The sequence below is a fragment of the Janthinobacterium sp. TB1-E2 genome, from assembly GCF_036885605.1.
GTDB classification, from domain to species: Bacteria; Pseudomonadota; Gammaproteobacteria; order Burkholderiales; family Burkholderiaceae_D; genus Janthinobacterium; species Janthinobacterium aestuarii.
This window is the reverse complement of sequence record NZ_CP142523.1, coordinates 2844388-2868074: the sequence shown is the minus strand read 5'-3', so window position 1 is coordinate 2868074 and position 23687 is coordinate 2844388. Positions and strand designations below refer to the sequence as shown.

At 60.8% G+C, this 23687-nt stretch carries 21 protein-coding genes; 13 read left to right on the top strand and 8 right to left on the bottom strand.

Going from position 1 to position 23687, the window contains the following annotated elements:
* Window positions 1–6: 6 nt before the first annotated feature.
* A complete protein-coding gene (locus tag OPV09_RS13050) occupies window positions 7–912 on the bottom strand; it encodes a LysR family transcriptional regulator (protein ID WP_072454020.1) in 906 nt (301 codons plus the stop codon).
* A 126-nt stretch (window positions 913–1038) separates the two neighbouring features.
* On the opposite strand from OPV09_RS13050, the gene OPV09_RS13045 reads away from it, so the two are divergent.
* The 3 genes from OPV09_RS13045 (at window position 1039) to OPV09_RS13035 (ending at window position 3663) form a co-directional block, all read left to right on the top strand.
* Complete coding sequence (locus OPV09_RS13045) at window positions 1039–1638, top strand: FMN-dependent NADH-azoreductase (RefSeq protein ID WP_338682028.1); 600 nt, start codon at window positions 1039–1041, stop codon at window positions 1636–1638.
* A 75-nt stretch (window positions 1639–1713) separates the two neighbouring features.
* Complete coding sequence (locus OPV09_RS13040; RefSeq protein WP_072454022.1) at window positions 1714–2589, top strand: pirin family protein; 876 nt, start codon at window positions 1714–1716, stop codon at window positions 2587–2589.
* Window positions 2590–2706: 117 nt separating this feature from the next.
* Window positions 2707–3663, top strand: coding sequence for a cation diffusion facilitator family transporter (locus OPV09_RS13035; protein WP_338682027.1), 957 nt, complete (start codon window positions 2707–2709; stop codon window positions 3661–3663).
* Between the two features lie 62 nt (window positions 3664–3725).
* On the opposite strand, the gene OPV09_RS13030 is transcribed toward OPV09_RS13035, so the two are convergent.
* The 3 genes from OPV09_RS13030 to OPV09_RS13020 are packed head-to-tail and all read right to left on the bottom strand — an operon-like array spanning window position 3726 to window position 7304.
* Window positions 3726–5978 (bottom strand): RelA/SpoT family protein, encoded by a 2253-nt coding sequence (locus OPV09_RS13030; protein ID WP_034752338.1) that lies wholly within the window; start codon window positions 5976–5978, stop codon window positions 3726–3728.
* Window positions 5979–6017: 39 nt separating this feature from the next.
* On the bottom strand, window positions 6018–6368 hold the full coding sequence (locus OPV09_RS13025) for a RidA family protein (RefSeq protein WP_034752339.1): 351 nt from the start codon (window positions 6366–6368) through the stop codon (window positions 6018–6020).
* Window positions 6369–6422: 54 nt separating this feature from the next.
* Entirely contained in the window at window positions 6423–7304 is an 882-nt protein-coding gene (locus OPV09_RS13020) for an alpha/beta fold hydrolase (RefSeq protein ID WP_034752341.1), read from the bottom strand.
* Between the two features lie 258 nt (window positions 7305–7562).
* On the opposite strand from OPV09_RS13020, the gene OPV09_RS13015 reads away from it, so the two are divergent.
* A complete protein-coding gene (locus tag OPV09_RS13015) occupies window positions 7563–8900 on the top strand; it encodes a dicarboxylate/amino acid:cation symporter (protein WP_338682026.1) in 1338 nt (445 codons plus the stop codon).
* 236 nt (window positions 8901–9136) lie between these two features.
* Window positions 9137–9547 (top strand): DoxX family protein, encoded by a 411-nt coding sequence (locus OPV09_RS13010; RefSeq protein ID WP_070303099.1) that lies wholly within the window; start codon window positions 9137–9139, stop codon window positions 9545–9547.
* Window positions 9548–9600: 53 nt separating this feature from the next.
* On the opposite strand, the gene OPV09_RS13005 is transcribed toward OPV09_RS13010, so the two are convergent.
* Both OPV09_RS13005 and OPV09_RS13000 read right to left on the bottom strand, forming a co-directional pair.
* Entirely contained in the window at window positions 9601–10251 is a 651-nt protein-coding gene (locus OPV09_RS13005; RefSeq protein WP_072454554.1) for a CoA transferase subunit B, read from the bottom strand.
* 20 nt (window positions 10252–10271) lie between these two features.
* A complete protein-coding gene (locus OPV09_RS13000) occupies window positions 10272–10973 on the bottom strand; it encodes a CoA transferase subunit A (RefSeq protein ID WP_070303098.1) in 702 nt (233 codons plus the stop codon).
* Between the two features lie 147 nt (window positions 10974–11120).
* Here OPV09_RS13000 and OPV09_RS12995 point away from each other — a divergent pair, with 147 nt between their 5' ends.
* On the top strand, window positions 11121–11687 hold the full coding sequence (locus OPV09_RS12995) for a PAS and helix-turn-helix domain-containing protein (RefSeq protein WP_034752350.1): 567 nt from the start codon (window positions 11121–11123) through the stop codon (window positions 11685–11687).
* On the opposite strand, the gene OPV09_RS12990 is transcribed toward OPV09_RS12995, so the two are convergent.
* Window positions 11684–12460, bottom strand: a complete 777-nt coding sequence (locus OPV09_RS12990) for an SDR family oxidoreductase (protein WP_034752351.1) — start codon at window positions 12458–12460, stop codon at window positions 11684–11686. The two genes, OPV09_RS12995 and OPV09_RS12990, sit on opposite strands and share 4 nt — an antisense overlap.
* Window positions 12461–12724: 264 nt before the next feature.
* On the opposite strand from OPV09_RS12990, the gene OPV09_RS12985 reads away from it, so the two are divergent.
* Entirely contained in the window at window positions 12725–14401 is a 1677-nt protein-coding gene (locus OPV09_RS12985) for an electron transfer flavoprotein-ubiquinone oxidoreductase (RefSeq protein WP_175444538.1), read from the top strand.
* A 53-nt stretch (window positions 14402–14454) separates the two neighbouring features.
* On the opposite strand, the gene OPV09_RS12980 is transcribed toward OPV09_RS12985, so the two are convergent.
* Complete coding sequence (locus tag OPV09_RS12980) at window positions 14455–15117, bottom strand: acetyltransferase (RefSeq protein WP_070303097.1); 663 nt, start codon at window positions 15115–15117, stop codon at window positions 14455–14457.
* Between the two features lie 274 nt (window positions 15118–15391).
* Between OPV09_RS12980 and OPV09_RS12975 the strand changes: the two genes are divergently transcribed.
* The 6 genes from OPV09_RS12975 (at window position 15392) to OPV09_RS12950 (ending at window position 23673) form a co-directional block, all read left to right on the top strand.
* On the top strand, window positions 15392–18601 hold the full coding sequence (locus OPV09_RS12975; protein ID WP_175560505.1) for a tetratricopeptide repeat protein: 3210 nt from the start codon (window positions 15392–15394) through the stop codon (window positions 18599–18601).
* Entirely contained in the window at window positions 18601–19752 is a 1152-nt protein-coding gene (locus OPV09_RS12970) for a DegT/DnrJ/EryC1/StrS family aminotransferase (RefSeq protein WP_175444536.1), read from the top strand. The genes OPV09_RS12975 and OPV09_RS12970 overlap by 1 nt, the downstream gene beginning before the upstream one ends.
* Window positions 19752–20480, top strand: a complete 729-nt coding sequence (locus OPV09_RS12965; protein WP_072454557.1) for an acetyltransferase — start codon at window positions 19752–19754, stop codon at window positions 20478–20480. The genes OPV09_RS12970 and OPV09_RS12965 overlap by 1 nt, the downstream gene beginning before the upstream one ends.
* Before the next feature lie 142 nt (window positions 20481–20622).
* On the top strand, window positions 20623–21498 hold the full coding sequence (locus tag OPV09_RS12960; RefSeq protein WP_070303093.1) for a flagellin: 876 nt from the start codon (window positions 20623–20625) through the stop codon (window positions 21496–21498).
* Window positions 21499–21740: 242 nt separating this feature from the next.
* Window positions 21741–22616 carry a flagellin gene (locus tag OPV09_RS12955; RefSeq protein ID WP_070303092.1) on the top strand — a complete coding sequence of 292 codons (876 nt, stop codon included), beginning with the start codon at window positions 21741–21743 and terminating at the stop codon, window positions 22614–22616.
* Window positions 22617–22797: 181 nt separating this feature from the next.
* A complete protein-coding gene (locus tag OPV09_RS12950) occupies window positions 22798–23673 on the top strand; it encodes a flagellin (RefSeq protein WP_072454558.1) in 876 nt (291 codons plus the stop codon).
* Window positions 23674–23687 lie beyond the last annotated feature (14 nt).

The following is a 23687-nucleotide window of genomic DNA, read 5'->3' as shown; positions in this document are numbered from 1 at the left end:
GCGCGCCTATACGGGTGCGTCCGTGCGATACATCTCCTCCATTAGATCGAGAAACGCGCGCGTCTTGGCCGGCATCAAACGCCGGCCGGGAAAAACGGCCCAGCCCGTAACCAGCGGAAAACTCCACTCCGGCAGCACGCGCACCAATTCCCCCGTCGCCACATAGGCCTTGGCAAAGCGGTCCGTGCTGGCCGCGATGCCCACGCCCGTGCACGCCATGCGCACCAGCAACTCCGGCGAATTGGCCAGCAGGCGCACGGGCAGATCGCGTTCCCACGTCGTCTTGCCGCGGATCAAAGTCCAGTGCACGAGGCCATGCACGGCGCGCGGCAAGCTCAGTAAATCGTGGCCGTACAGATCGTCGGGATGCTCGGGCAAGCCGTGCACGCTCGTGTATTTCGGCGAGGCATACAACGCCAGGGTGCTGAAGGCCACGCGGCGCGCGGACAGGCTGGCGTCGTCGGGCAAATTGCCCATGCGGATGGCCAGGTCGAAATTTTCTTCCAGCAAATCCACACGACGCGCCGACAAGTCCAGTTCCAGCGAAATGGCCGGATAGCGGCGCACGAACTCGGCCAGCACCTGGCGCATCAGGGTGTCGCCGAAATCGGCCGGCATGGAAATGCGCAGCAAGCCGCTGGGCCCCGCCTGGCGGTGCTGTGCCAAGGCGCCGGCCGCCTCCGTTTCCTCGACCACCTTGCGCGCATGCTCGAGCAGGCTGGCGCCAAACTCCGTCAGCGCCAGCTTGCGCGTCGTGCGCAGCAGCAATCGTTCGCCCAACTTCGCTTCCAGCAGCGAGATGCGCCGCGACAGCGTCGATTTGGGCAAGTCCACGCGCACGGCGGCGCGACTGAAACTGCCGCATTCGACGACTCTGGCAAACAGCAGCAAATCTCCGGGATCGATATCCATATGTTGACCTTTACACTCAATTGTTCCATTGGTGGATTAATGTTATCCATTTTAACGGCTTCCGCATCAATTTTGGAATTGCTATAGTTCATCCATCGCAAGACACCTCACAACGGAGAAAACAAGATGAACATCCTGCAAATCAATTCCAGCGCCCGCAGCACCGGTTCCGCCTCGACCCGCCTGGCTGACGCCATCGTCGCCCGCGTAGAAGCGGCCAACCCTGGCGCCGCCCTCGTCCGCCGCGACCTGGCTGCCGCACCGCACCCCGTGCTCGACGAACCGACCCTGCAAGCGCTGTTCACGCCGGCCGACAAACGCACGCCGGAACAATCGGCCCGCATCGCGCTGGACGACGCGCTGATTGCGCAAGTGCAAGCAGCTGACGTGATCGTCATCGGCGCGCCGATGTACAACTTCGGCATCACCGTGCAACTGAAAAGCTGGTTCGACGCGATTGCCCGCGCCAACGTCACCTTCAAGTACACGGAAAACGGCCCAGTTGGCCTGTTGAGCGGCAAGAAAGTCTATGTGGGCCTGTCCCGCGGCGGCTTGCACCGCGACAGCGCCAACGATAGCCAGGTGCCTTACCTGAACACCATGTTCGGTTTCCTGGGCATGACCGACGTGCAATATGTGTATTCGGAAGGCATGGGCATGGGTCCGGAAGCCGTGGCCAAGGCGCAAGCGCAAGCGGACGCCGAGATCAACGCGATCCTGGTGTAATAGCTGACTGCCGCAACAAGGGGTCAGACGGGGACGCCGAGTTCCGGCGGGTCTGACCCCAAACAGGAGAACACAATGAGCGATACCACCACCGTCAACAAGCCACGCGCCGTCGAGCGCGTGATCGCCGGCCAGGCCGTCATGGATGGCGCCGGCGTGAAGATCAACCGCGTGCTGACGCAGCAGTTGCAGCGCCGTCTCGACCCTTTTTTGATGCTTGATAACTTTGCCAGCGACAAGCCGAACGACTATATCGCCGGCTTCCCCGAGCATCCGCACCGCGGCTTTGAAACGGTCTCGTACATGATCACGGGGCGCATGCGCCACAAGGACAGCGCGGGCAACGAAGGCTTGCTGACGTCGGGCGGCGTGCAATGGATGACGGCCGGCAGCGGCGTGATCCACTCGGAAATGCCGGAGCAGGAAGAAGGCGTGATGGAAGGTTTTCAGCTGTGGCTGAACCTGCCCGCGCGCGACAAGATGCGCACGCCGTGGTACCGCGATTTCACGAGCAGCGAGATCCCCCGCTACACGACGGACGCTGGCGTGGCCGTGCAAGTGATCGCCGGCGAGAGCCATGGCGTGACGGGCGCCGTGCAGCGCGAACTGACGGAACCGTTGTACCTCGATATCGACTTGCCGGCCGGTGCCAGCTTCGAGCAACCCTTGCCGCCAGGCCATAATGCTTTCATCTACACGTTTCGTGGCGAAGTGCAGGTCGACGGCAAGGCCGTGCCCGCCCTGCGCATGGCGATCTTTGCCAACACGCCGGGCAGCGACGGCGTGCGCATCGAGGCGCCCGAAGGCGGCCGCGTGATCCTCGTCGCCGGCCAGCCCTTGAATGAACCGATCGCGCAATACGGCCCGTTCGTCATGAATACCCAGGCGGAAGTGTTCCAGGCCGTGCAGGATTTCCGCGAAGGGAAATTTGGCGAGACGGCGGCGCAGTAAAATTATTTGCTCCAGGTAAAACCTGCAGTGCCTCGCGGCCTGCAGGTTTTTTTATGCGCCGACTATTTTGTTGCTTTTCAATTACACTGACGGCAACATCATTCCACAAAGCATTCCATGCATCCCACGCACGACAACACCGAACACGACGCCACCCATTTGCACGCCCACCTGAAAGGCGACGCCAAGCATACCCACTCGTTCGAGGGGCGCAGCCAGAGCATCCTCGCGTGGGCGCTGGGGCTGACCCTGTCATTCGCCGGCATCGAAGTCATCGCCGGTTTCATGTCCAATTCGCTGGCCCTGATTTCCGACGCGGGCCACATGGTCACGGACGCGGCCGCGCTGGGCCTGGCCCTGCTGGCGCAGCTCATCGCGCGCCGTCCGCCGTCGCCGCGCCACTCGTTCGGCTTCGGCCGCGCCGAGGCGCTGGCCGCCTTCGTCAACGGCCTGGCCATGCTGTGCGTGGTGGGCTGGATCTGCTATGAAGCCGTGCAGCGCTTTTCCGCGCCGCAAACCGTGCAAGGCGGCATGGTCTTCGTCGTCGCCTTCATCGGCCTGGCCATCAATCTGGTGGTGGCGTGGGTCTTGTCGAAAGACAAGCAAAGCGTGAACACGCGCGCCGCCCTCGTGCACGTGATGGGCGATTTGCTCGGCTCGGTCGCCGCCATCGTCGCCGGCGCCGTGATTTACTTTACGGGCTGGATGCAGATCGACCCGCTGCTGTCCGTGCTGGTGTCCCTGCTGATCCTGAAGTCCACGTTCGGGGTATTGAAAGAGTCGTACCACTTCCTGATGGAAGGCGTGCCCATGCACATCGACTACATCCAGGTGGGCGCGGACGTGGAGCAGGTGGACGGCGTGATTGCCGTGCACGACCTGCACGTATGGGACATGTCGCCCGGCCAGCCAGCCCTGATCGGCCACGTGGAAATCGAACACCTCGACCATTGGCCGAAGGTATTGCGGGCGATCAAGAAGATGTTACTGAGTAAGCATGGGATAGACCACATCACTCTGCAGCCGGAGACGGCCACAATGGCGGGACTACATGCGGGAGACAAAACCCACTAGCAAGGACCGGGGTCAGACCCGCCGGGTCTGACCCCAGCTTCTGTACTTGGGGTTCAACAAGACTAACTGCGCCTTGCTTCAAGAACACCGCTCACATCCTTGATCACATTCAGCGCCTTCAGCAACTGCGCCGTCGAACTGATCTCGGCCGTAAAGGTCATGCGGGCCTGGCCCTTGGCGCTTTGGGTGTTGACGCCGATGACGTTGATCTTTTCGCGCGAAAAGATTTCGGAGATGTCGCGCAGCAAGCCCTGACGGTCACCGGCCAGGATGAAGATGTCAACCGGATACACCGTGTCGTGTCCGCCCGTGCTGCCCCATTCCGTGAAGATCACGCGCTCGGGCGACTTGGCACGCATTTCCTCGAAGTTCTTGCAGGTGGCGCGGTGGATCGACACGCCCTTGCCGCGTGTGACAAAACCGACGATGCTGTCCGGCGGCGCCGGCTTGCAGCACTTAGCCAGCACCGTCATCAAGCCTTCGGTGCCCACCACCAGCACGCCGGACTTGGCGCCCTGTTCCACGCTGGAAGCGCGGCTTTTACCGACCAGCACGGCGTCTTCCGGCACCACCACTTCGCCATTGTCGTGCAGCGCCTGCTCCACGTGACGCAGGCTGAATTCATCCTTGCCCACCGACAGGAACAGCTCGTCGACTTTCGCAAAGCCCAGCTTTTGCGCCAGCGCCTCAAGGTTGACGGCCGTCTTGCCTTCGCGCTGCAACGATTTTTCCACCAGCGCGCGGCCATGGGCCAGGGTTTCCTGCATGTCGATGGCGTGGAACCAGGCGCGGATTTTCGAGCGCGTGCGCGTGCTGACGGCGTAGCCGGCGCTGAGCCAGTCGCGCGACGGCCCGGCCGTGCCCGGCGCGCCCTTGGCCGTGATGATTTCGCAGGTCTGGCCGTTTTTCAGCTGGGTATTCAAGGGCACCATGATGCCGTCGACCTTGGCGCCGCGGCAGCGGTGGCCCACGTCCGTGTGCAGGTGGTAGGCAAAATCGACGGGCGTGGCGCCCACGGGCAATTCCAGCACGCGCGCTTGCGGCGTCATGACGAAGATGCGGTCGTCCAGGGTGGCGGATTTCAACTTTTCCACCCACTCGCGCTGGATTTCTTCCTGGCCCACGACGGCGTCGGCCACCTCCGTTTTCCAGGCCAGCAGCTGGCGCAGCCAGGCGATCTTTTCGTCGTATTTTTGGCCGGCAAAATTCGAGCCGCCCTCTTCCTTGTAGCGCCAGTGCGCGGCCACGCCGTATTCGGCAAAGCTGTGCATTTCATTGGTGCGGATTTGCACTTCCAGCGGACGGCCATCTTCGGCCGTCACCACCGTATGCAGCGACTGGTAACCGTTCGGTTTCGGCCGTGAAATGTAATCGTCGAATTCTTTCGGGATGGGAGTCCAGATATTGTGAACCACGCCCAGCACCGTGTAGCAGGTTTTCACGTCGGCAACGATGACGCGGAAGGCGCGCACGTCGTACAGGGCCGTGAAATCGAGCTCCTTGCCGCGCATCTTGTTCCAGATGCTGTAAATGTGTTTCGGGCGGCCAAATACTTCGGCCTGGATACCGGCCGAAGCCAGTTCCGTCTGCAGGCGCAAGATTGCCGAGGACACGAAGCCCTCGCGCATCATGCGCTTTTCTTCCAGCATCTTGGCGATGCGTTTATACGCTTCCGGTTCGATGAAGCGGAACGACAAGTCTTCCAGTTCCCACTTCAGCTGCCAGATGCCGAGGCGGTTGGCCAGCGGCGCGTACAGGTCCAGGGTTTCCTTGCCGTATTCACACGTCATTTCGTTGAACAGCTTCAAGTCGGCAAAGTAACGCAAGGTCGTCACGCAGGCGGCCAGGCGCACCAGCACGACACGCATGTCGGAAGCCATCGCCAGCAACATCTTGCGCAAGGTTTCCACCTGGGCCACGGCTTGCTGCGCCGCATTCTTGCCGCGCCCGCCAGCGCTGCCGTGCTGCGCCTGGGTCAGCGCGCGCAAGCGGATCAGCTGGCGCACGCCGGTGGCCAGGTCGCACACCTGCTTGCCGAAGCGGGGTTCGATGTCGGCCGCCGTATCGGGTTCCAGCAAGGTCAGCTCGAACATCAGGCCGGCGATGCGCGTTTCCGCATCGCTGCGCAGAAAAGCCAGGGTGGTGGCCACGCCGATGGCGAACTCCAGCGCGGAGCGGCCGGCAAAGGTCTGCTTGTCGCCATATGCTTCGGTGGCATACGCGAGCGCGTCCAGCACGCGCGCGCAGTCCGGCGCACTCAAGCCCTCTACCAGTTGTTCCGATGTGGCGCTATTCGGGGCCGAGATGGAAACCATGTATTACCTTTAAACTTAATGACTGAACAACTTGAAAACTTAACGTTCTGCAGCGATGACGACGATTTCAACCAGGCATGCCGGATTGGCCAGCTTCGCTTCCACCGTGGCGCGCGGCGGCGTGTGGCCGGAGGCGACCCAGTCATCCCACACTTCATTCATGCCGGGGAAATCCTTCATGTCGGCGATGTAGATCTGGCACGACAGGATGCAAGTCTTGTCGCTGCCCGCTTCCATCAGCAAACGGTCGACGTGGCCCAGCACTTCGCGCGTCTGGCCGACGATGCCTTGCGTGGTGTCTTCGGCGATCTGGCCAGCCAGGTAGATGGTGTTGTTGTGTATCGCTACTTCGGAGAGGCGTTTGCCTACGTGCAGTCGTGTAATTTCCATGCTTCTTCTTTCGGTTGTTTCAAAATCTGTACAGCGGTATTGCTTGTTGCCTTCTTACTTACCCAGCAAAAACCTGCGGGCGATGGCGATCTGGTCGTCGTGGACGAAAGTGGGCGCATGGCCCACGCCGGCGATTTCCACCAGCTCCGCCTTCGGGCCGCGACCGAGCATGCGCGTGGCCGTTTCGTGCGACAGCAGATCGGATTCCGAGCCGCGCACCAGCAAGGTGGGGCAGCGCACGGCATCATATGCGGCCCACAGCATGGCTTCGTCGCTGGCCGCCGATTCCGGCGTGGCCGAGCGGAACGGCATGGCCAGTCCCATATCATAGTGGCGGCGCCAGTGGCCATCCTTATCTTGCCGCAACACATCCACCGCCAGTTTATGCCATTCCGCATCCGTGTGCGGGCCGAAGCTGGCGGACACGTCGCGCACGAACTTGGCGCCCTGCTCGAAGGTCTCGAAACGCAAGTCCTGGCCGATGTAGTCGCCGATGCGCTGCAAGGCTTCCGGCGCCAGAGTCGGGCCGATATCGTTCAGGACCAGCTTGCTGATCGGGCTGTGCGGCAACGATGCCAGGCCCAGGCCGATCAAGCCGCCCATCGACGTGCCGAACCAGTCCACCGTCTGGCGCTCGCCATTGGCCAGCACGCGCGCCAGCAGGGTCACCATGTCGCTCACATATTGCGGCACGCGGTAGAACTGCGGATTGGCCAGCCAGCCCGAGCGCCCGCGACCCACCACGTCGGGGCAGATCACGCGGTAATCGCTGGCCATGGCGCGCGCCAGGTTGTCGAAGTCGTCCGCCACGCGCGTCACGCCGTGGGCGCAAACGAGCACGTTCGGATTATCGGCAGCGCCCCACTCCTTGTACGACATGGTATGCAAGCCTGCGGGGGAGATGCATTGCACGGATTTGATGCTCGCTTCGATCATGCGATTCCTTTAACACCGGAGCTACGGTTTTGTCCGGCGTCGTTATTTGGTAGTAAAAAACAAAGAAACCGGCGATTTGCCGGTTGCCTCGCGCGCGACGCTACGGCAGTGTAGCGCAGCGCGGGCAATGCTCCAAGCGCGCGGCTGAAATGCTGCGCCGCAGCACACTACTGGCACGCTCGCCATGGCGTAATACCCGATATAGCGAAAATGCATATCTGCGGTTATCCACAATTGAGCCGGCCTGGCAATGCGCGGATGATCGCAGCATCAACCCGCAAGAGGAGACCACTCGTGAAAAAACCATTCTATAAAATCCTGTATGTACAGGTGCTGTTCGCCATCGTGGCCGGCGTGCTGCTGGGGGTGTTCTCCCCCTCGAACGCCGTCGACATGAAACCGCTGGGCGACGGCTTTATCAAACTGATCAAGATGATCATCGCCCCGGTGATCTTCTGTACCGTGGTCTCCGGCATCGCCGGCATGCAGGACGTCAAGAAAATCGGCCGAGTGGGCGGCAAGGCGCTGCTGTACTTTGAAGTGGTTTCCACCTTCGCGCTGGCCATCGGCTTGCTGGTTGCTAACATCCTCAAACCGGGCGCCGGCTTCAACGCTGATCCGGCCCACCTCGACGCCAAGTCGATCGCGCAATACACGCACGCCGAAGGCATGTCGACCATCGACTTCGTGATGAACATCATCCCGAAGACCTTCGTTGACGCCTTCGCCAAGGGCGACATCCTGCAAGTGCTCTTGATCGCCATCCTGTTCGGCTTTTCGCTGTCCCTGCTGGGCGAACGCGGCCGTCCCGTTACCAAGCTGATCGACGAACTGTCGCATGCCATCTTCGGCATGGTCAACATCATCATGAAAGTCGCTCCCATCGGCGCGTTCGGTGCGATGGCCTTTACCATCGGTAAATACGGCCTGGCTTCGCTGATTCCGCTGGCTAAACTGATGGGCTCGTTCTACCTGACCTGCTTCCTGTTCGTCTTCGTCGTGCTGGGTCTGATCGCCAAGTACACGGGCTTCTCGATCGGCCGCTTCCTGCTGTACATCAAGGAAGAACTGCTGATCGTGCTCGGTACCAGCTCGTCGGAATCGGCCCTGCCGGCCCTGATGAAAAAACTTGAGCGCCTGGGCTGCTCCAAGCCAGTCGTCGGCCTGGTCGTGCCGACAGGCTACTCGTTCAATCTGGACGGCACCAATATCTACATGACCATGGCCGCCCTGTTCGTGGCACAAGCCACCAACACGGAACTGACCATCTGGCAAGAGCTGACCATCCTGGGCGTGGCGATGCTGACCTCGAAAGGCGCGTCCGGCATCACGGGCGCCGGCTTCATTACCTTGGCCGCGACCCTGGCCGTGGTGCCGACGATCCCTGTGGCCGGCATGGCGCTGATCCTGGGCATCGACCGCTTCATGAGCGAATGCCGCGCGCTGACGAATTTTGTCGGCAACGGCGTGGCCACCATCGTCGTGTCGAAATGGGAAAAAGAACTGGACATGGACAAGCTGCACAGCGAGCTGGCCCACCCCACCCACCCGACGGACGACGCGTATGTCGCCCCGGCCGTAAATATCGTCAAGTAAGCCGTACTACTCACCATTGAAAGCCCCGCAGAGCGATCTGCGGGGCTTTTTTCATTGCGCGCGCGCTTCTCGCATCATCAACACGCAGTAAATTATGCATCAATATTTAGCACGATGATCAATGAATGAAAAACCATTACAGTACTGTCACCTGTTCGCCGTCAAGCTCCCGCATAATGACATTGCGTTAATGCAAGCCTGACACCGAACCATCCTCACTTCTGAATGGAGCACGCATGTCCCTCTCGCCCGCCTTTTACGCCACCTGGAGCCCACGTCTGCTGGGCGTGCTGCGCATCATCCTCGGCTTTCTCTTCCTGCAACACGGCACGGCCAAGCTGTTCGGCGCGCCGCACGTGGCCATGTTCGACGGCTTGCAACTGTTTTCCGTGATGGGCGCGGCCGGCGTCATCGAGCTTGTCGGCGGCACCTTGCTGCTGGTGGGCCTGTTCACGCGCCCCGTCGCCTTCATCCTGTCGGGACAGATGGCCGCCGCCTATTTCATGGCGCACGCGCCCGCCGGTTTCCTGCCGATCCTGAACGGCGGCGAAATGGCCGTGATGTATTGCTTCACTTTCCTGTACTTCGCGGCAGCGGGCGCCGGCGCCTACAGCCTGGACGCGTTGCGCGGCAAGGCGAGTGCATAAAAAAAGGGCGGACATCGCTGTCCGCCCTGCTTCGATACGACGCTACGCCTGGCTTACACGGCGGAGACGTCCAGTTCCGCGCCCGTGGCCGCCTGCACCTGCTCCTTGGTCACGCCCGGCGCCAGTTCCACCAGCTTCAAGCCGTTTTCCGTCACGTCGATCACGCCCAGGTCGCTGATGATGACGTCAACCACACCCACGCCCGTCAGCGGCAAGTCGCACTGTTTCAGCAGCTTGTGCGACGTCGTGCCATCCTTGGCCGTGGCCACGTGTTCCATCAGCACGACAACGCGCTTGACGCCGGCGACGAGGTCCATCGCGCCGCCCATGCCCTTGACCATCTTGCCTGGGATCATCCAGTTCGCCAGGTCGCCCTTTTCCGACACTTGCATGGCGCCCAGGATGGCCAGGTTGATCTTGCCACCACGAATCATGCCAAACGAATCAGCCGAGCTGAAGTAGGCGGCGCCAGGCAAGGCCGTCACCGTCTGCTTGCCGGCGTTGATCAGGTCGGCATCGACTTCCGCGTCGGTGGGGAACGGGCCGATGCCCAATAACCCGTTTTCCGACTGCAGGAATACTTCGATGTTGTCCGGCACATAGTTGGCGACCAGGGTCGGCAAGCCGATACCCAGGTTCACATAAAAGCCATCCTGCAATTCCTTTGCCGCGCGCGCGGCCATTTCGTCACGTGTCCAAGCCATAGTAATCTCCGTATTCTGTTTTATGCTTCGGTGCGCACGGTGCGCTGCTCGATGCGTTTTTCCGGGTTCGCGTTGACCACGATGCGGTGCACGAAGATGCTCGGCGTGTGGACCTGGTCCGGGTCGATCTCGCCCACTTCGACCAGTTTTTCCACTTCGACGATGGTGATCTTGCCGGCCATGGCCACGTTCGGGTTGAAATTGCGCGCCGTCTTGCGGTAGACCAAATTGCCCGCGCGGTCGGCCATGTAGGCTTTGACCAGCGCCACGTCGGCCACGAGGCTGCGCTCCATCACATATTGCTCGCCGTCGAATTCGCGGAGCTCCTTGCCGTCGGCAACGATGGTGCCCACGCCCGTCTTGGTAAAGAAGGCCGGGATGCCCGCGCCGCCAGCGCGCAGTTTTTCGGCCAGGGTGCCTTGCGGCGTGAATTCCAGTTCCAGTTCGCCGGCCAGGTACTGGCGCGCGAATTCCTTGTTTTCACCCACGTAGGAGGCGATCATTTTCTTGATCTGGCGCGTGGTCAACAGCTGGCCCAGCCCGAAGCCGTCCACGCCCGCGTTATTCGAAATGGCGGTCAGGCCCGTCACGCCCGAATCGCGCAAGGCGCCGATCAGGGCTTCGGGAATGCCGCACAGGCCGAAGCCGCCGACGGCGATGGTCTGGCCATCTTGGACGATACCGGCCAGCGCCGAGGCGGCGTCAGGATAAACTTTATTCATGGGTGTCCCTCTATCTTTTGTTAAGCTTTGGTCTTGAGTCCATGACTCAGGCAGCGACTCAGCATAAAATACGCGAGTGGAAAGTACAATACCGTAGAACTACCGGCGCCGTGCCAGCAATCCCCCTGTGAGAGTGATACGTATCAGATGAACGCCGCGTCAGCCATCGATTATGAAAGCATCTTCCTGCACGCGCCCGTGGGCATGTGCATGTCGGAAAACCGTATCATGCGTAGCTGCAACGAAGCGCTGGCGGCCATGTTCGGCTATGCGCGCGCCCAGCTGGACGACCAGTCGTTCGAGGTACTCTACCCCACGCACGACGAATTCCTGCGCACCGGTGACCGCATCATCCCCATCATGAACGCCAGGGGACGCTATTCGGACGAGCGCATCATGCGCCGCAGTAATGGAGAATTGTTCTGGTGCCACGTCACGGGCCACGCCATGCTGCCGCAGGAACCGCTGGGGCCGGGCATCTGGACGTTCGAGGATGTCAGCGAGAAACGTCCCGTGACGGCGGAACTGACCCCGCGCGAGCGCGAAATCGCCGCCCTGCTGGTGGAAGGCAAGACCAGCAAGGTCATCGCCCGCCAGATCGACCTCAGCCCCCGCACGGTGGAAATGCACCGCGCCAAGCTGATGCGCAAGTTCGCTGCATCGACATCATCGGAGCTCGTGCACAAGCTGGTGGGACTGCAGCTGCAGCGCTAGAAGGTACTCATGCCACCGTCAGCGGAAATGATGGCGCCGTTGATGAAATGCGAATCCTCGCCCGCCAGCAACAGCAGCAGGCCGTCGAGGTCTTCCGGCTTGCCCGGACGTTTATTCGGCAGCATTTCGATCAGCTTCTTGCCCTGCTCGGTGGCAAAGTAATCTTCATTGATTTCCGTGGAAATATAGCCGGGGCAGATGGCGTTCGTGTTGATGCCGTATTTACCCCACTCCACGGCCATGGCGCGCGTCATGTGCACCATGCCCGCCTTGCTCATGCAATATACGCCGATCTGCGGCAACACCTGCAAGCCCGCCATCGAGGCGATATTGATGATGCGGTGCTGTTTCTTCGGGTCGCCCTTGGCGCGCGCGATCATGCGCTTGGCCGTTTGCTGGGCCACGAAGAACGAACCGCGCAGATTGGTGTCCATCACGAACGAGTAATCTTCGGGCGTGACGTCGACCAGGCGTTGCGTGGTGGAGACACCTGAATTGTTGACGAGGATATCGATGGGGCCCGCTTCCGTTTCCGCATGCGCGATGGCCGACTTGATGCTGGCGAAGTCGGTCACGTCGAGCGACACCACATGCGCGGCGCCGCCGTCCGCTTCGATTTCGGCGCGCAATTCCTTCAGGCGTTCGGTGCGGCGCGACGCCAGCACGACCTGTGCGCCGGCCTGGGCCAGCACTTTTGCAAAGCGCGCGCCGAGGCCGCTCGATGCGCCGGTAATCAGGGCAATCTTGCCCTCGAAATTGACTTCTATGCCCACGAGCTACTCCTGTTTTATTTTAGACAACACTTTACGCCGTGCCTATGGCAATCGGGCAAATTCCCCCGCAGCGCACTCGAGCAAAAGTAAACGCCATCATTACACAAAATGGCCGGATTTAGATTGCGGCGAGGGGCAATGTCACGCAAAATGGCGCCAAAGTTGCAATCCTCGTCAAAAACAAGCACACTCGTGCTTAAATTTCCCCGATGATGCTTTATTCCCTATCCTTGCTACCTAATTGAGTGACTATAAATCGAGACCATGACACAGCCTAATAACTTAGTTGAACAGTACGGACCGCGCGAAACCATGGAGTATGACGTGGTGATCGTCGGCGGTGGCCCCGCAGGCTTGGCCGCGGCGATCCGCCTGAAGCAGCTGGCCGCTGAAAAGAGCCAGGAAGTGTCCGTCTGCGTGCTGGAAAAAGGCGGCGAACTGGGCGCGCATATCCTGTCGGGCGCCATCATGGACCCGAAAGCGCTCACGGAACTGATTCCGAACTGGAAAGAACTGGGCGCGCCCCTGAACACGGAAGTGACGGAAGACCGCATCCTGTTCCTGACCGAAACGAAAGCGTATAAAACGCCAGGCTTCGCCGTGCCGGCCTGCTTTGAAAACCACGGCAACTACATCGTCTCGCTGGGCAATGTCGTGCGCTGGATGGGCCAGCAGGCGGAAAACCTGGGCGTGGAAATCTTCCCCGGCTTCCCTGCCGCGGAAATCCTCTACAACGACGACGGCTCCGTGAAAGGCGTGGCGACCGGCAACATGGGCGTCAAGCGCGATGGCGAACCGGGTCCCGACTTCCAGCTGGGCATGGAATTGCACGCCAAGTACACGCTGTTCGCCGAAGGCGCGCGCGGCCACCTGGGCAAGCAATTGATGGCCAAGTATGACTTGAACGCCGGCAAGGATCCCCAATCGTACGGCATCGGCATCAAGGAATTGTGGGAAATCGACCCGGCCCAGCACAAGCCTGGCCTGGTGATCCACTCGAGCGGCTGGCCGCTGGACACGAAAACCTATGGCGGCTCCTTCCTGTACCACCTGGAAAACAACCAGGTGATGGTCGGCTACGTGGTGGGCCTGAACTACGAAAACCCGTATTTGTCGCCGTACGAGGAATTCCAGCGCTACAAGACGCATCCGGAAATCCGCAAGTTCTTCGAAGGCGGCAAGCGTATTTCCTACGGCGCGCGCGCGATCGCGGCCGGCGGCCTGCAATCGTTGCCGAAACTGGTGTTTGCCGGCGGCGCGCTGATCGGCTGCGATGCGGGTTTCCTGAACATGAGCCGCATCAAGGGCAGCCACGCGGCCATCAAGAGCGGCATGCTGGCGGCGGACGCGGCCTTCGGCGCGCTGGGCGAACAGCGCCAGCACGATGAACTGACGAGCTACCCTGTCGCGTTTGAAAAATCCTGGCTGCATGAAGAGCTGCACGTGGCGCGCAACGTCAAGCCATGGCTGTCGAAAGGTCTGTACCTGGGCAGCCTGATGACGGGCATCGACCAGCTGATCTTCCGCGGCAAGGCGCCATGGACCCTGCACCACTCGCATGGCGACCACGAATGCCTGAAACCGGCGGCCCAGTCGAAAAAGATCGTGTATCCGAAACCCGATGGCAAGCTGACCTTCGACAAGATGTCGTCCGTGTTCATCTCGAACACGAACCACGCGGAAGACCAGCCCATCCACCTGACGTTGAAGAACGCCAGCGTGCCCGTCGACGTCAACCTGGCCACGTATGCGGGGCCGGAAGCCCGTTACTGTCCCGCCGGCGTGTACGAGTTCGTAAAGAACGACGACGGCGCCGAACGCCTGCAGATCAATGCGCAGAACTGCGTGCACTGTAAAACCTGCGACATCAAGGATCCGACGCAGAACATCGTGTGGGTGACACCGGAAGGCGGCGGCGGGCCGAACTATCCGAATATGTAAGCCGGTCGCCCGGCATGCAGCGGCAGCGCTACCGCGCTGCGGCTGCCGCGAGCTTACAGATACTTGTCGCCAGCCAGGCGGCTGCGTATCGTTTTTGCCGGCGCGCCATAGCTGACGCACAAATCGGCCACGGGCCGCGTCACCACGGCACCGGCGCCGACCACGCAGTGACTGCCTATGCGCATGCGCTGCAGCAGCAAGGCGCCCATGCCCAGGGCGCTGCACGTGCCGATGAAGCAACTGCCGCCTGTCGCAGCGGCAGGCGCCAGGCTGGAAAACGCCTCCATCACGGAATCGTGATCAAGCGAGGCGCGCGTGTTGACGATACAGCCATGCCCGACGTCGCAGCCGGGATTGATCACCGCCCCTGCCATCACCACGCTGCCCGCACCGATGTGCACGGTCCTGGCGACACAGGCCTGCGGATGCACGGCGCTGACGAATGGCAGTTGCGGGCACAATGCCGCCACGCGGGCCGTCACGCTTGCCCGCACGAAGTTGTCGCCGATGGCCACCAGTAATCCTGCCACGGCCAGCTGCTCCACCAGGACCGGTAGATCGGACTCGGCGCCCAGGACGCGATAGCCCGAGGTTTCCTCACCGATCGTCCGGAACGCATCGATCAAGCCGGCGATATGAAAGACCCCCTGGCGTTCGACCACGTCAATGACGACCTTCGCATGGCCCGACGAGCCAATGATTAAAATGTTTTGCATATCCCAGCTGAAAAGTGAACGATATCGGACAGCGACCGCCCGGCAAGGAAGGCGCCAATTCACGGGCATCATACCAGCAGCCCGGCACAAGGCATGCCGCCCATCCGCCTGCAAGGTTTTTAAAACAGCCACTTTTCCCCGCGCTTTGACCAGCCAGCAACACCAAGTTTGCATTGCGACAGCATTCCTGGATAAATTCCACCTGGAAAGTTTCTCAGAAGCACTTTCACCAGTTACAATTCCCTCTGCTAACTATTTCACCTTCCGCCCGCCCATGAACGCAAACGCCCTTCCCGCAGTGCCCCTCGACGCCGAATTGCAGCAGGCAATTACCGAACACCAGGCTGGCCGTTTTGCGGAGGCGGAAGAGCTTTACCTGGCGATTTTGCAGGCGCAGCCGTATCACGCCATCGCCAACCACAATATGGGCTTATTGGCAGGACAGGTCGGGCAATACGAGGCCGGCTTGCCGTATCTGCACAAGGCGCTGTCGGTCAACCCCGACGAAGGCCAGTTCTGGCTGTCGTATGCGGATGGTTTGCTCAAGGCCGGCGAACGCGAACAGGCGCTGGAGATCGTCACGTCGGCCATCGCGCGCGGTCTCGACAACGAGCAGTCGCAAGGCTTGCGCAGCCGCATCGAAACGGCGATCGCCGGCACGCCGACAGCGCAGGAAACGCAGCACGTCATTGCGCTGTATCAAGCCGGCCACCATGCCGAACTGGAGGCGGCCAGTCACACCCTGACGCAGCGCTATCCCGATTCCGATTTTGCCTGGAGCGTGCTGGGCACCGCCCTGCAATTACAGGGCAAGGATGCGTTCGAGGCCTTGCAAAAAACCGCGCAATTGGCGCCCAACGATGCCGAAGCGCATGGCAACCTGGGTACCGCATGGCAGGAACGAGGCATGTACGACCAGGCGATCGACAGCTATACCAGGGCGCTGGAACTGAATCCGGACTTTGTCGAAGCGCATGGCAACCTGGCGGCGGCCCTGCAGGCGCAAGGCAAGCTGGAGCAGGCTGAACAGGCATACCGGCAAGCGCTGGCACTGCGTCCCGATTACGCCAAGGGCCACTTCAATCTCGGCAATACACTGCAAGCGATGCAGCGCAGCGCCGAAGCCATCGCCTGCTATCAAAGCGCGCTGGCCCTGCTACCGGGCGACGCCGACATCTATCTGAATCTGGGCAACGCCCAGCAAGACCTGCAGCAATGGCAAGCGGCCATCGTCAGCTACCGGGCCGTACTGCAATTGGCGCCCCAGACCACGGCGGCGCATGCCAATCTGGCCGCGGCGCTGCATGGAGCCCAAGACTACGCGGGCGCCGTGACCAGCTACCGCCGCGCCATCGCACTGCATCCCGACGACGCCAAACTGCACAACAACCTGGGACGCGCCCTCCAGTCGCTGGAGCAGCCGGAGGAAGCGATCGCCGCGTACGAGCAGGCGATCGCGCTCGATAGCGATTTCACCCAGGCGCTGAGCAATCTGGGATTGCTTCAATGCAAACAGAAGAATTACACGGCGGCCATCGAGTACTGCGCAAGAGTGCTGCGCCTGCAGCCGGACGATGCGCAAGCCTGCGGCCAGCTCGCCATCGCCTACGGAGCGGCCGAGGACCGGGACAATGCCCTCAAGTATTTCCAGCAAGCCATCGATCTGGCCCCGGACAATGCCGCGAACCACAGGCAGCTGGCCGATTACTACAGCACCATCAAGCGCTATCCGCTCGCGGTGGAGGCCTACCGCCGCACCCTGGAACGCGATGCCAGCGACAGCGAAACGCATAACCACCTGGGCGTCGCCCTGCAAGAGCTGGAGCAATACGAGGCGGCCACCGCCGCCTATGAGTGCGCGCTCGAACTGGAACCGAAAAACATCTCGGCGCTGTGCAACCTGGGCTCGACGCAGCAGGCGCAGAAGCAACTGGAACACGCAAAACAGACTTATCTGGCAGCACTCGCTATCGATCCAGCATTCGAGCGCGCCCACTTCGCACTCGGCAATTGCTACGTGCTCATGAACGAGCAGCTGCTCGCGCTCGAGTGCTACCACAAGACACTGGAAATCAATCCCGACTATCGCGACGCCTACGTCAACATCAGCGCAACGTTCAGCAATATCGGCAGGATAGAAGAAGCGATCGAAGCCTGCCGCAAGGGCCTGGCCGTCTGCCCGCTGTGGGAAACCCTGTTCAGCAACTACCTGTTCCTGTTGTCGCATAGCACCGAGATCGATCCGCAGGCGCTCTTTGCCGAGCATCAGCGCTTCAGCGACACCTTTGAAACGCACATTGCCAAAGGAAGCGCCGGGCACAGCAACAGCCGCGACCCGCTGCGCACCCTGAAAGTTGGCTTCGTGTCGGGCGACCTGCACAACCATCCGGTGCCGCACTTCCTCATTCCGATACTGGAAAATATCGCCAATGACGCCAAGTTGTCGCTGTATGCCTACCACAACAATCCGTGCAATGACGACATCACGGAGCGCCTGCGGGAAGTCATTCCCCACTGGCGCCAGGTCGAGCACCTGTCCGATCCGGACCTGGGCCAGCTGATCCGCGACGATGGCATCGACATCCTCATCGATTTGTCCGGCCATACGGGCAAGAACCGGCTGCTGATGTTTGCCGCCAAGCCCGCCCCTGTCCAGGCCAGCTGGATCGGCTACCCGCTCACGACGGGACTGCAATCGATCGATTACTATCTGGGCGATCAGCACTTCACGCCACCGGACGAATTGGGCGACCAATTCTCCGAGAAACTGCTGCTGCTGCCCGCCTGTGTGCCCTTCCTGCCGTCCAAGCTGGCGCCCAGCGTCCAGCCCGCGCCCGTATTGACCAATGGCCACATCACGTTTGGCAGTTTCAACCGTACCAATAAAATCAATCGCCAGGTCATCGCGCGCTGGGCCAGGGTGCTGCGCGCCGTCCCCGATTCCAAGATGATCGTGGCGGCCATGCCGAAATCGGAAGCGCCGCCGCAACTGGCGGCCTGGTTCGCGGAGGAAGGCATTGCGCCGGAACGCCTGACCTTCGAAGGACGCACGGGCATGGCCCAATTCATGGCCATCCATCACCGAATCGATATCTGCCTCGACGCCTTCCCGTATTGCGGCAGCACGACAACGCTGCATGCGCTGTGGATGGGCGTGCCCACCCTCACGACAGCAGGCCCGACCATGCCTAGCCGCGCCGGCAACATGATCATGCGCCAGGTCGAACTCGATGACTTTATTGCCACCGACGAAGATGATCTCGTGCGCAAGAGCGTGGCCATGGCGGCCAACCCCATGCTGCTGGGCGCCTACCGCTTCAGCATGCGGCACCGCCTGGAACGCTCGGTCCTGGGCAAACCCAAGCTGATTACGGAAGGCCTGGAAAATGGCTTGCGCATCATCTGGCAACGCTGGTGCGAGGGCTTGCCGCCCATCTCGTTCGAAGCACCCGTGGCCGTACCCAACCCGCCGATCGGATTATGATGAGCGCTCAAAAAAACAAACCCGTGTATGTCACCCAGCCCCTGCTGCCGCCGCTGGAGGATTTCCTGCCGTATCTGGAAACGATCTGGAACAACAAGATCCTGACCAATGGCGGCCCGTTCCACCAGCAACTGGAACAGGCGCTGTGCGACTACCTGGGCGTCAAGCACATCTGCCTGTTCGCCAATGGCACCTTGGCATTGATGACGGCCTTGCAGGCGCTGCGCATCAACGGCGAAGTCATCACGACGCCGTATTCGTTTGTCGCCACCGCTCATTCGCTGCTGTGGAATAACATCAAGCCCGTCTTTGCCGACATCGAGCCGCACAGCCTGAACCTCGACCCGAGCAAAATCGAGGCGGCCATCACGCCGCAGACCACCGCCATCATGCCCGTGCATTGCTACGGCCGGCCATGCGATATCGAAGCCATCGAGAAAATTGCCGACAACTACAACCTGAAGGTGATCTACGATGCCGCGCATGCGTTTGGCGTGCGCCACCGGGGCGGCAGCGTGCTCAATCACGGCGACCTTTCCGTAATCAGCTTTCATGCCACCAAGATCTTCAACACCTTCGAAGGCGGCGCCATCGTCTGCCCCGACGCCAAGACCAAGCAACGGATCGACCACCTGAAAAACTTCGGCTTCGTCGATGAGGTCACGGTCGTTGCCGCCGGCATCAATGGCAAGATGAGCGAAATCAATGCCGCCTTCGGCTTGCTGCAGCTCAAGGGCATCGACGGCGCGCGCCAGAAACGCAAGGCGATCGATGCGCATTACCGCCAGCAACTGGCTGGCATCGATGGCATCACCTGCGTGCAGCAAGGCGATGCCGAGGCCGCCAACAACGCGTATTTCCCCATCCTGGTCGGCCCCGATTATCCGCTGTCGCGCGACGCCCTGTTCCAGCGCCTGCGCGACCAGGAAATCTATGCGCGCCGCTATTTTTACCCGCTCATCAGCGACTTCCCCATGTACCGCGGCATGCCGTCCGCCGCGCACGCGAACCTGCCCGTGGCGCGGCTCGCCTCATCGCAAGTGATCTGCCTGCCCATCTATCCGGATCTGGAGATGGCGACCGTGGACGCCATTATCGCCATGATCGCCGCGCCCGCACTGCAACAAGAAGTGATACGGAACATCGCCTGATGCAAATTTCCACCGAAACCAATTTTTCCGGCGTAGCGGAGAACCATGCCTGGTCGGGCCAATTCACGGTGCTGGGCTACGCGGATGGCGCCATCAGCACCCTGCCCCATCAATTTTTCCGCAACTGGCTGGACCAGGAACCGGAGAACGGCCACTTTTATATTGGGCGCGGCTCCTGTTTCGGCGTCGGTTCGCTGGTGAAATATGACAGCGGACAGCAAAGCCTGTGCGTCGGACGCTATGTAGCCGGTGGCTCGCGCCTGAGTTTCATCCTCAATGGCCAGCATGAAATGCGCACGGTCTCGACCTTCATGCTGTCGATCCTTGGCGGCGGATTGAAAAATACGCCGCCGCCACAGTATGCCGACACGGTGATCAAGAACGATGTGTGGATCGGCGACGAAGTGATGGTGCTGGGCGGCAGCGTGATCGAAAACGGCTGCGTCATCGGCGCCCGCTCGCTGCTGCCACCGAATTTCCGTTCGGAACCCTATGGAATTTATGCGGGTTCGCCAGCGCGCCTGATCCGCTACCGCTTCACGGAAAAAGTCCGTGCCGCGCTGCTGGAGCTGGCCTGGTGGGAAATGCCGCTGGAATGGGTACGCAACAACAACGCCATGTTCCTGGAGGACCTGTGCGCAGACGAAGCGAAGGCATTGCTGGTCATTAACATCCTGAAAAGCAGCCGCCAGCAATGGGAAGCGGAACACGGCGGCGTGGCCGATTGAACCTGATGCAACTTGCCACTAAGGAAAGAAAAAATATATTTCCACGCGGCATTTAATAAAGCGGAAGGAATGGTCGTCTTGTACTGGTAGGAGCAGATAAACCGTCGCTCCTCACCATAACCACCCAATTAGGAATGACACCATGCTGAGTCTTCACACCAACGCTGCTTCCCTGTCGGCACAAAATTCGATCTCGAATACCCAATCCAAACTGTCGACTTCGATGACGCGCCTGAGCACCGGCTTCCGCATCAACTCGGCAATGGATGACGCTGCCGGCCTGCAAATCGCCACCCGCCTGAAAGCACAAACCAGCGGCATGACCGTTGCGATGAACAACACGCAAAACAGCACCTCGCTGCTGCAAACGGCCGAAGGCGCGTTCGCTGAAGTCACCAACATGCTGGTGCGCATGAAAGACCTGGCAACCCAGGCTTCCGATGCCTCGTCGACCGCAGCCGACAAGACCGCCATGCAAGCTGAATACAATGCATTGGGTCAAGAGCTGTACAACGTGATGACCAACACCACGTTCGGCGGCACCAAGCTGCTGGGCAAAGGTAGCGCTGCTGCCGACGGCACGCTGTCGACGTCGATGACGTTCCAGATCGGTGCAAGCTCGACCGAAAAAATGACTTTCGACGTATCGGGCAACCTGTCGACCTTGAACACTGCCCTGAGCGGCCTGAGCGCGAACTTCTCGAGCGGCGCATCGACCGGCGCGACGGAACTGACCGCTTCCGCCAACGCCACCATCGGCCTGCTGGCTACCGCCATCGACAGCGTCAGCACCGTGCGTTCGGCACTGGGCGCGACGGCTAACCGTCTGGACCACGTCAACACCAACTTGTCGAACATCGCCACCAACACCAAAGCCGCTACCGGCCGCATCATGGACACCGACTTCGCTACCGAAAGCTCGAACATGACGTCGTCGCAAATGCTGCTGCAAGCTGGCACCGCGATGCTGAAACAAAGCAACAGCATGTCCTCGATGGTCATGTCCCTGCTGCAATAATATCGGCCTGCCGCTTGCGGCCAGCTCATCGAAGCCAGACTCCGGTCTGGCTTTTTTTTCGCCTGCGGCTGGCACAAGCATGTCGCAACACCAGCAAAACAGGCCGGCGAAGCAACAAATACCATTTATTTTAAAAAATTTCCTTAAAGCATTTAATTAAGGTGGCGGCACGGTCGTCTTGTACTGATAGGAGCAGATAAACCGTCGCTCCTCACCGTAACCACCCAATTAGGAATGACACCATGCTGAGCCTTCACACCAACGCTGCTTCCCTGTCGGCACAAAATTCGATCTCGAATACCCAATCCAAACTGTCGACTTCGATGACGCGCCTGAGCACCGGCTTCCGTATCAACTCGGCAATGGATGACGCTGCCGGTCTGCAAATCGCCACCCGCCTGAAAGCACAAACCAGCGGCATGACCGTTGCGATGAACAACACGCAAAACAGCACCTCGCTGCTGCAAACGGCTGAAGGCGCTTTCGCTGAAGTCACCAACATGCTGGTGCGCATGAAAGACTTGGCAACCCAGGCTTCCGATGCTTCGTCGACCGGCGCCGACAAGACCGCCATGCAAGCTGAATACAATGCACTGGGTCAAGAGCTGTACAACGTGATGACCAACACCACGTTCGGCGGCACCAAGCTGCTGGGCGACGGCGCAGCTGCCGCCTCCGGCACGCTGTCGACGTCGATGACGTTCCAGATCGGTGCAAGCTCGACGGAAAAAATGAGCTTTGACGTTTCCGGCAACCTGACCGCGCTGAACGCAGCCCTGACCGGCCTGAGCAAAAACTTCTCGTCGGCAGCATCGACGGGCGCAACGGAACTGACCGCCACCGCCAACGCCACCATCGGCCTGCTGGCTACCGCCATCGACAGCGTCAGCACCGTGCGTTCGGCACTGGGCGCGACGGCTAACCGTCTGGACCACGTCAACACCAACTTGTCGAACATCGCCACCAACACCAAAGCCGCTACCGGCCGCATCATGGACACCGACTTCGCTACCGAAAGCTCGAACATGACGTCGTCGCAAATGCTGCTGCAAGCTGGTACCGCGATGCTGAAACAAAGCAACAGCATGTCCTCGATGGTCATGTCCCTGCTGCAATAATATCGACTTGGCCGCTTGCGGCCAGTTCATCGAAGCCAGACTCCGGTCTGGCTTTTTTTTCGTCTGCGGTTCTTGGTCTTTCCGGCATATTGAACTAAATTGCCATCACGTTTAACGATGTTGCCGGCATAGTCGCCTATACAAGGTAGAACACCGAACAATCGTCCACTGGAGCCGCCGCGTGCTGAGCATTCATACCAATACTGCCGCACTGTCAGCCCAGCGGGCCATGGGCTGGGCACAGCAAATGCTGTCGACGTCGATGACGCGCCTCTCCACGGGCTTTCGCATCAACTCGGCCATGGACGACGCGGCCGGCTTGCAGATCGCTACCCGGCTGAGCGCCCAGACCAGCGGCATGGCGGTGGCCATGCGCAACACGCAAAACAGTACTTCCCTGCTGCAGACGGCCGAAGGCGCGTTTGGCGAAGTGACCAGCATGCTCGTGCGCATGAAGGACCTGGCCACCCAGGCAGCTGACGCCTCGTCGAACCAGAAGGACCGCGAGGCCATGCAGGGCGAATACGATGCGCTGGGCGCCGAGCTGTACAACGTCATAACGAACACCCGCTACGGCGGCACTTTATTGCTGGGCAACGGCAGCGCCGGCGTGGGTACCTTGTCGCAAGCCATGACGTTCCAGATCGGCGCCACCGGCAGCGAAACCATGCAGTTCAGCGTGGCGGGCGACATGGGCGCGCTCAACGCGGCACTACAGGCGATCTCCGTCAATTTCGCGCCAGGCGCCACCGCCGGCAGCGAATTTGCCAGCAACAGCAGCGCCAATGGCATGATCGACATGCTGGCGGCGGCCGTCGACAAGGTCGGCAGCGTGCGCTCGGCGCTGGGCGCCACCGCGAACCGGCTTGGACACATCTACAATAACCTGTCCAACATGGTCACCAACACCAAGGCCGCCATCGGCCGCATCATGGACGTCGACTACGCGGCTGAAAGCGCCAACATGACGTCGGCGCAAATGCTGATGCAAGCGAGTACGGCCATGCTCAAGCAAAGCCAGAGCATGAGCAAGCTGATTCTTTCTTTATTACAATAATTACCGGCAGGACG

Bases quoted from the DNA above. Each gene is read 5' to 3' on its own strand.
- OPV09_RS13050 (WP_072454020.1), bottom strand. From the start codon at position 912: ATGGATATCGATCCCGGAGATTTGCTGCTGTTTGCCAGAGTCGTCGAA.
- OPV09_RS13045 (WP_338682028.1), top strand. From the start codon at position 1,039: ATGAACATCCTGCAAATCAATTCCAGCGCCCGCAGCACCGGTTCCGCC.
- OPV09_RS13040 (WP_072454022.1), top strand. From the start codon at position 1,714: ATGAGCGATACCACCACCGTCAACAAGCCACGCGCCGTCGAGCGCGTG.
- OPV09_RS13035 (WP_338682027.1), top strand. From the start codon at position 2,707: ATGCATCCCACGCACGACAACACCGAACACGACGCCACCCATTTGCAC.
- OPV09_RS13030 (WP_034752338.1), bottom strand. From the start codon at position 5,978: ATGGTTTCCATCTCGGCCCCGAATAGCGCCACATCGGAACAACTGGTA.
- OPV09_RS13025 (WP_034752339.1), bottom strand. From the start codon at position 6,368: ATGGAAATTACACGACTGCACGTAGGCAAACGCCTCTCCGAAGTAGCG.
- OPV09_RS13020 (WP_034752341.1), bottom strand. From the start codon at position 7,304: ATGATCGAAGCGAGCATCAAATCCGTGCAATGCATCTCCCCCGCAGGC.
- OPV09_RS13015 (WP_338682026.1), top strand. From the start codon at position 7,563: ATGATCGCAGCATCAACCCGCAAGAGGAGACCACTCGTGAAAAAACCA.
- OPV09_RS13010 (WP_070303099.1), top strand. From the start codon at position 9,137: ATGTCCCTCTCGCCCGCCTTTTACGCCACCTGGAGCCCACGTCTGCTG.
- OPV09_RS13005 (WP_072454554.1), bottom strand. From the start codon at position 10,251: ATGGCTTGGACACGTGACGAAATGGCCGCGCGCGCGGCAAAGGAATTG.
- OPV09_RS13000 (WP_070303098.1), bottom strand. From the start codon at position 10,973: ATGAATAAAGTTTATCCTGACGCCGCCTCGGCGCTGGCCGGTATCGTC.
- OPV09_RS12995 (WP_034752350.1), top strand. From the start codon at position 11,121: ATGAACGCCGCGTCAGCCATCGATTATGAAAGCATCTTCCTGCACGCG.
- OPV09_RS12985 (WP_175444538.1), top strand. From the start codon at position 12,725: ATGACACAGCCTAATAACTTAGTTGAACAGTACGGACCGCGCGAAACC.
- OPV09_RS12980 (WP_070303097.1), bottom strand. From the start codon at position 15,117: ATGCAAAACATTTTAATCATTGGCTCGTCGGGCCATGCGAAGGTCGTC.
- OPV09_RS12975 (WP_175560505.1), top strand. From the start codon at position 15,392: ATGAACGCAAACGCCCTTCCCGCAGTGCCCCTCGACGCCGAATTGCAG.
- OPV09_RS12970 (WP_175444536.1), top strand. From the start codon at position 18,601: ATGAGCGCTCAAAAAAACAAACCCGTGTATGTCACCCAGCCCCTGCTG.
- OPV09_RS12965 (WP_072454557.1), top strand. From the start codon at position 19,752: ATGCAAATTTCCACCGAAACCAATTTTTCCGGCGTAGCGGAGAACCAT.
- OPV09_RS12960 (WP_070303093.1), top strand. From the start codon at position 20,623: ATGCTGAGTCTTCACACCAACGCTGCTTCCCTGTCGGCACAAAATTCG.
- OPV09_RS12955 (WP_070303092.1), top strand. From the start codon at position 21,741: ATGCTGAGCCTTCACACCAACGCTGCTTCCCTGTCGGCACAAAATTCG.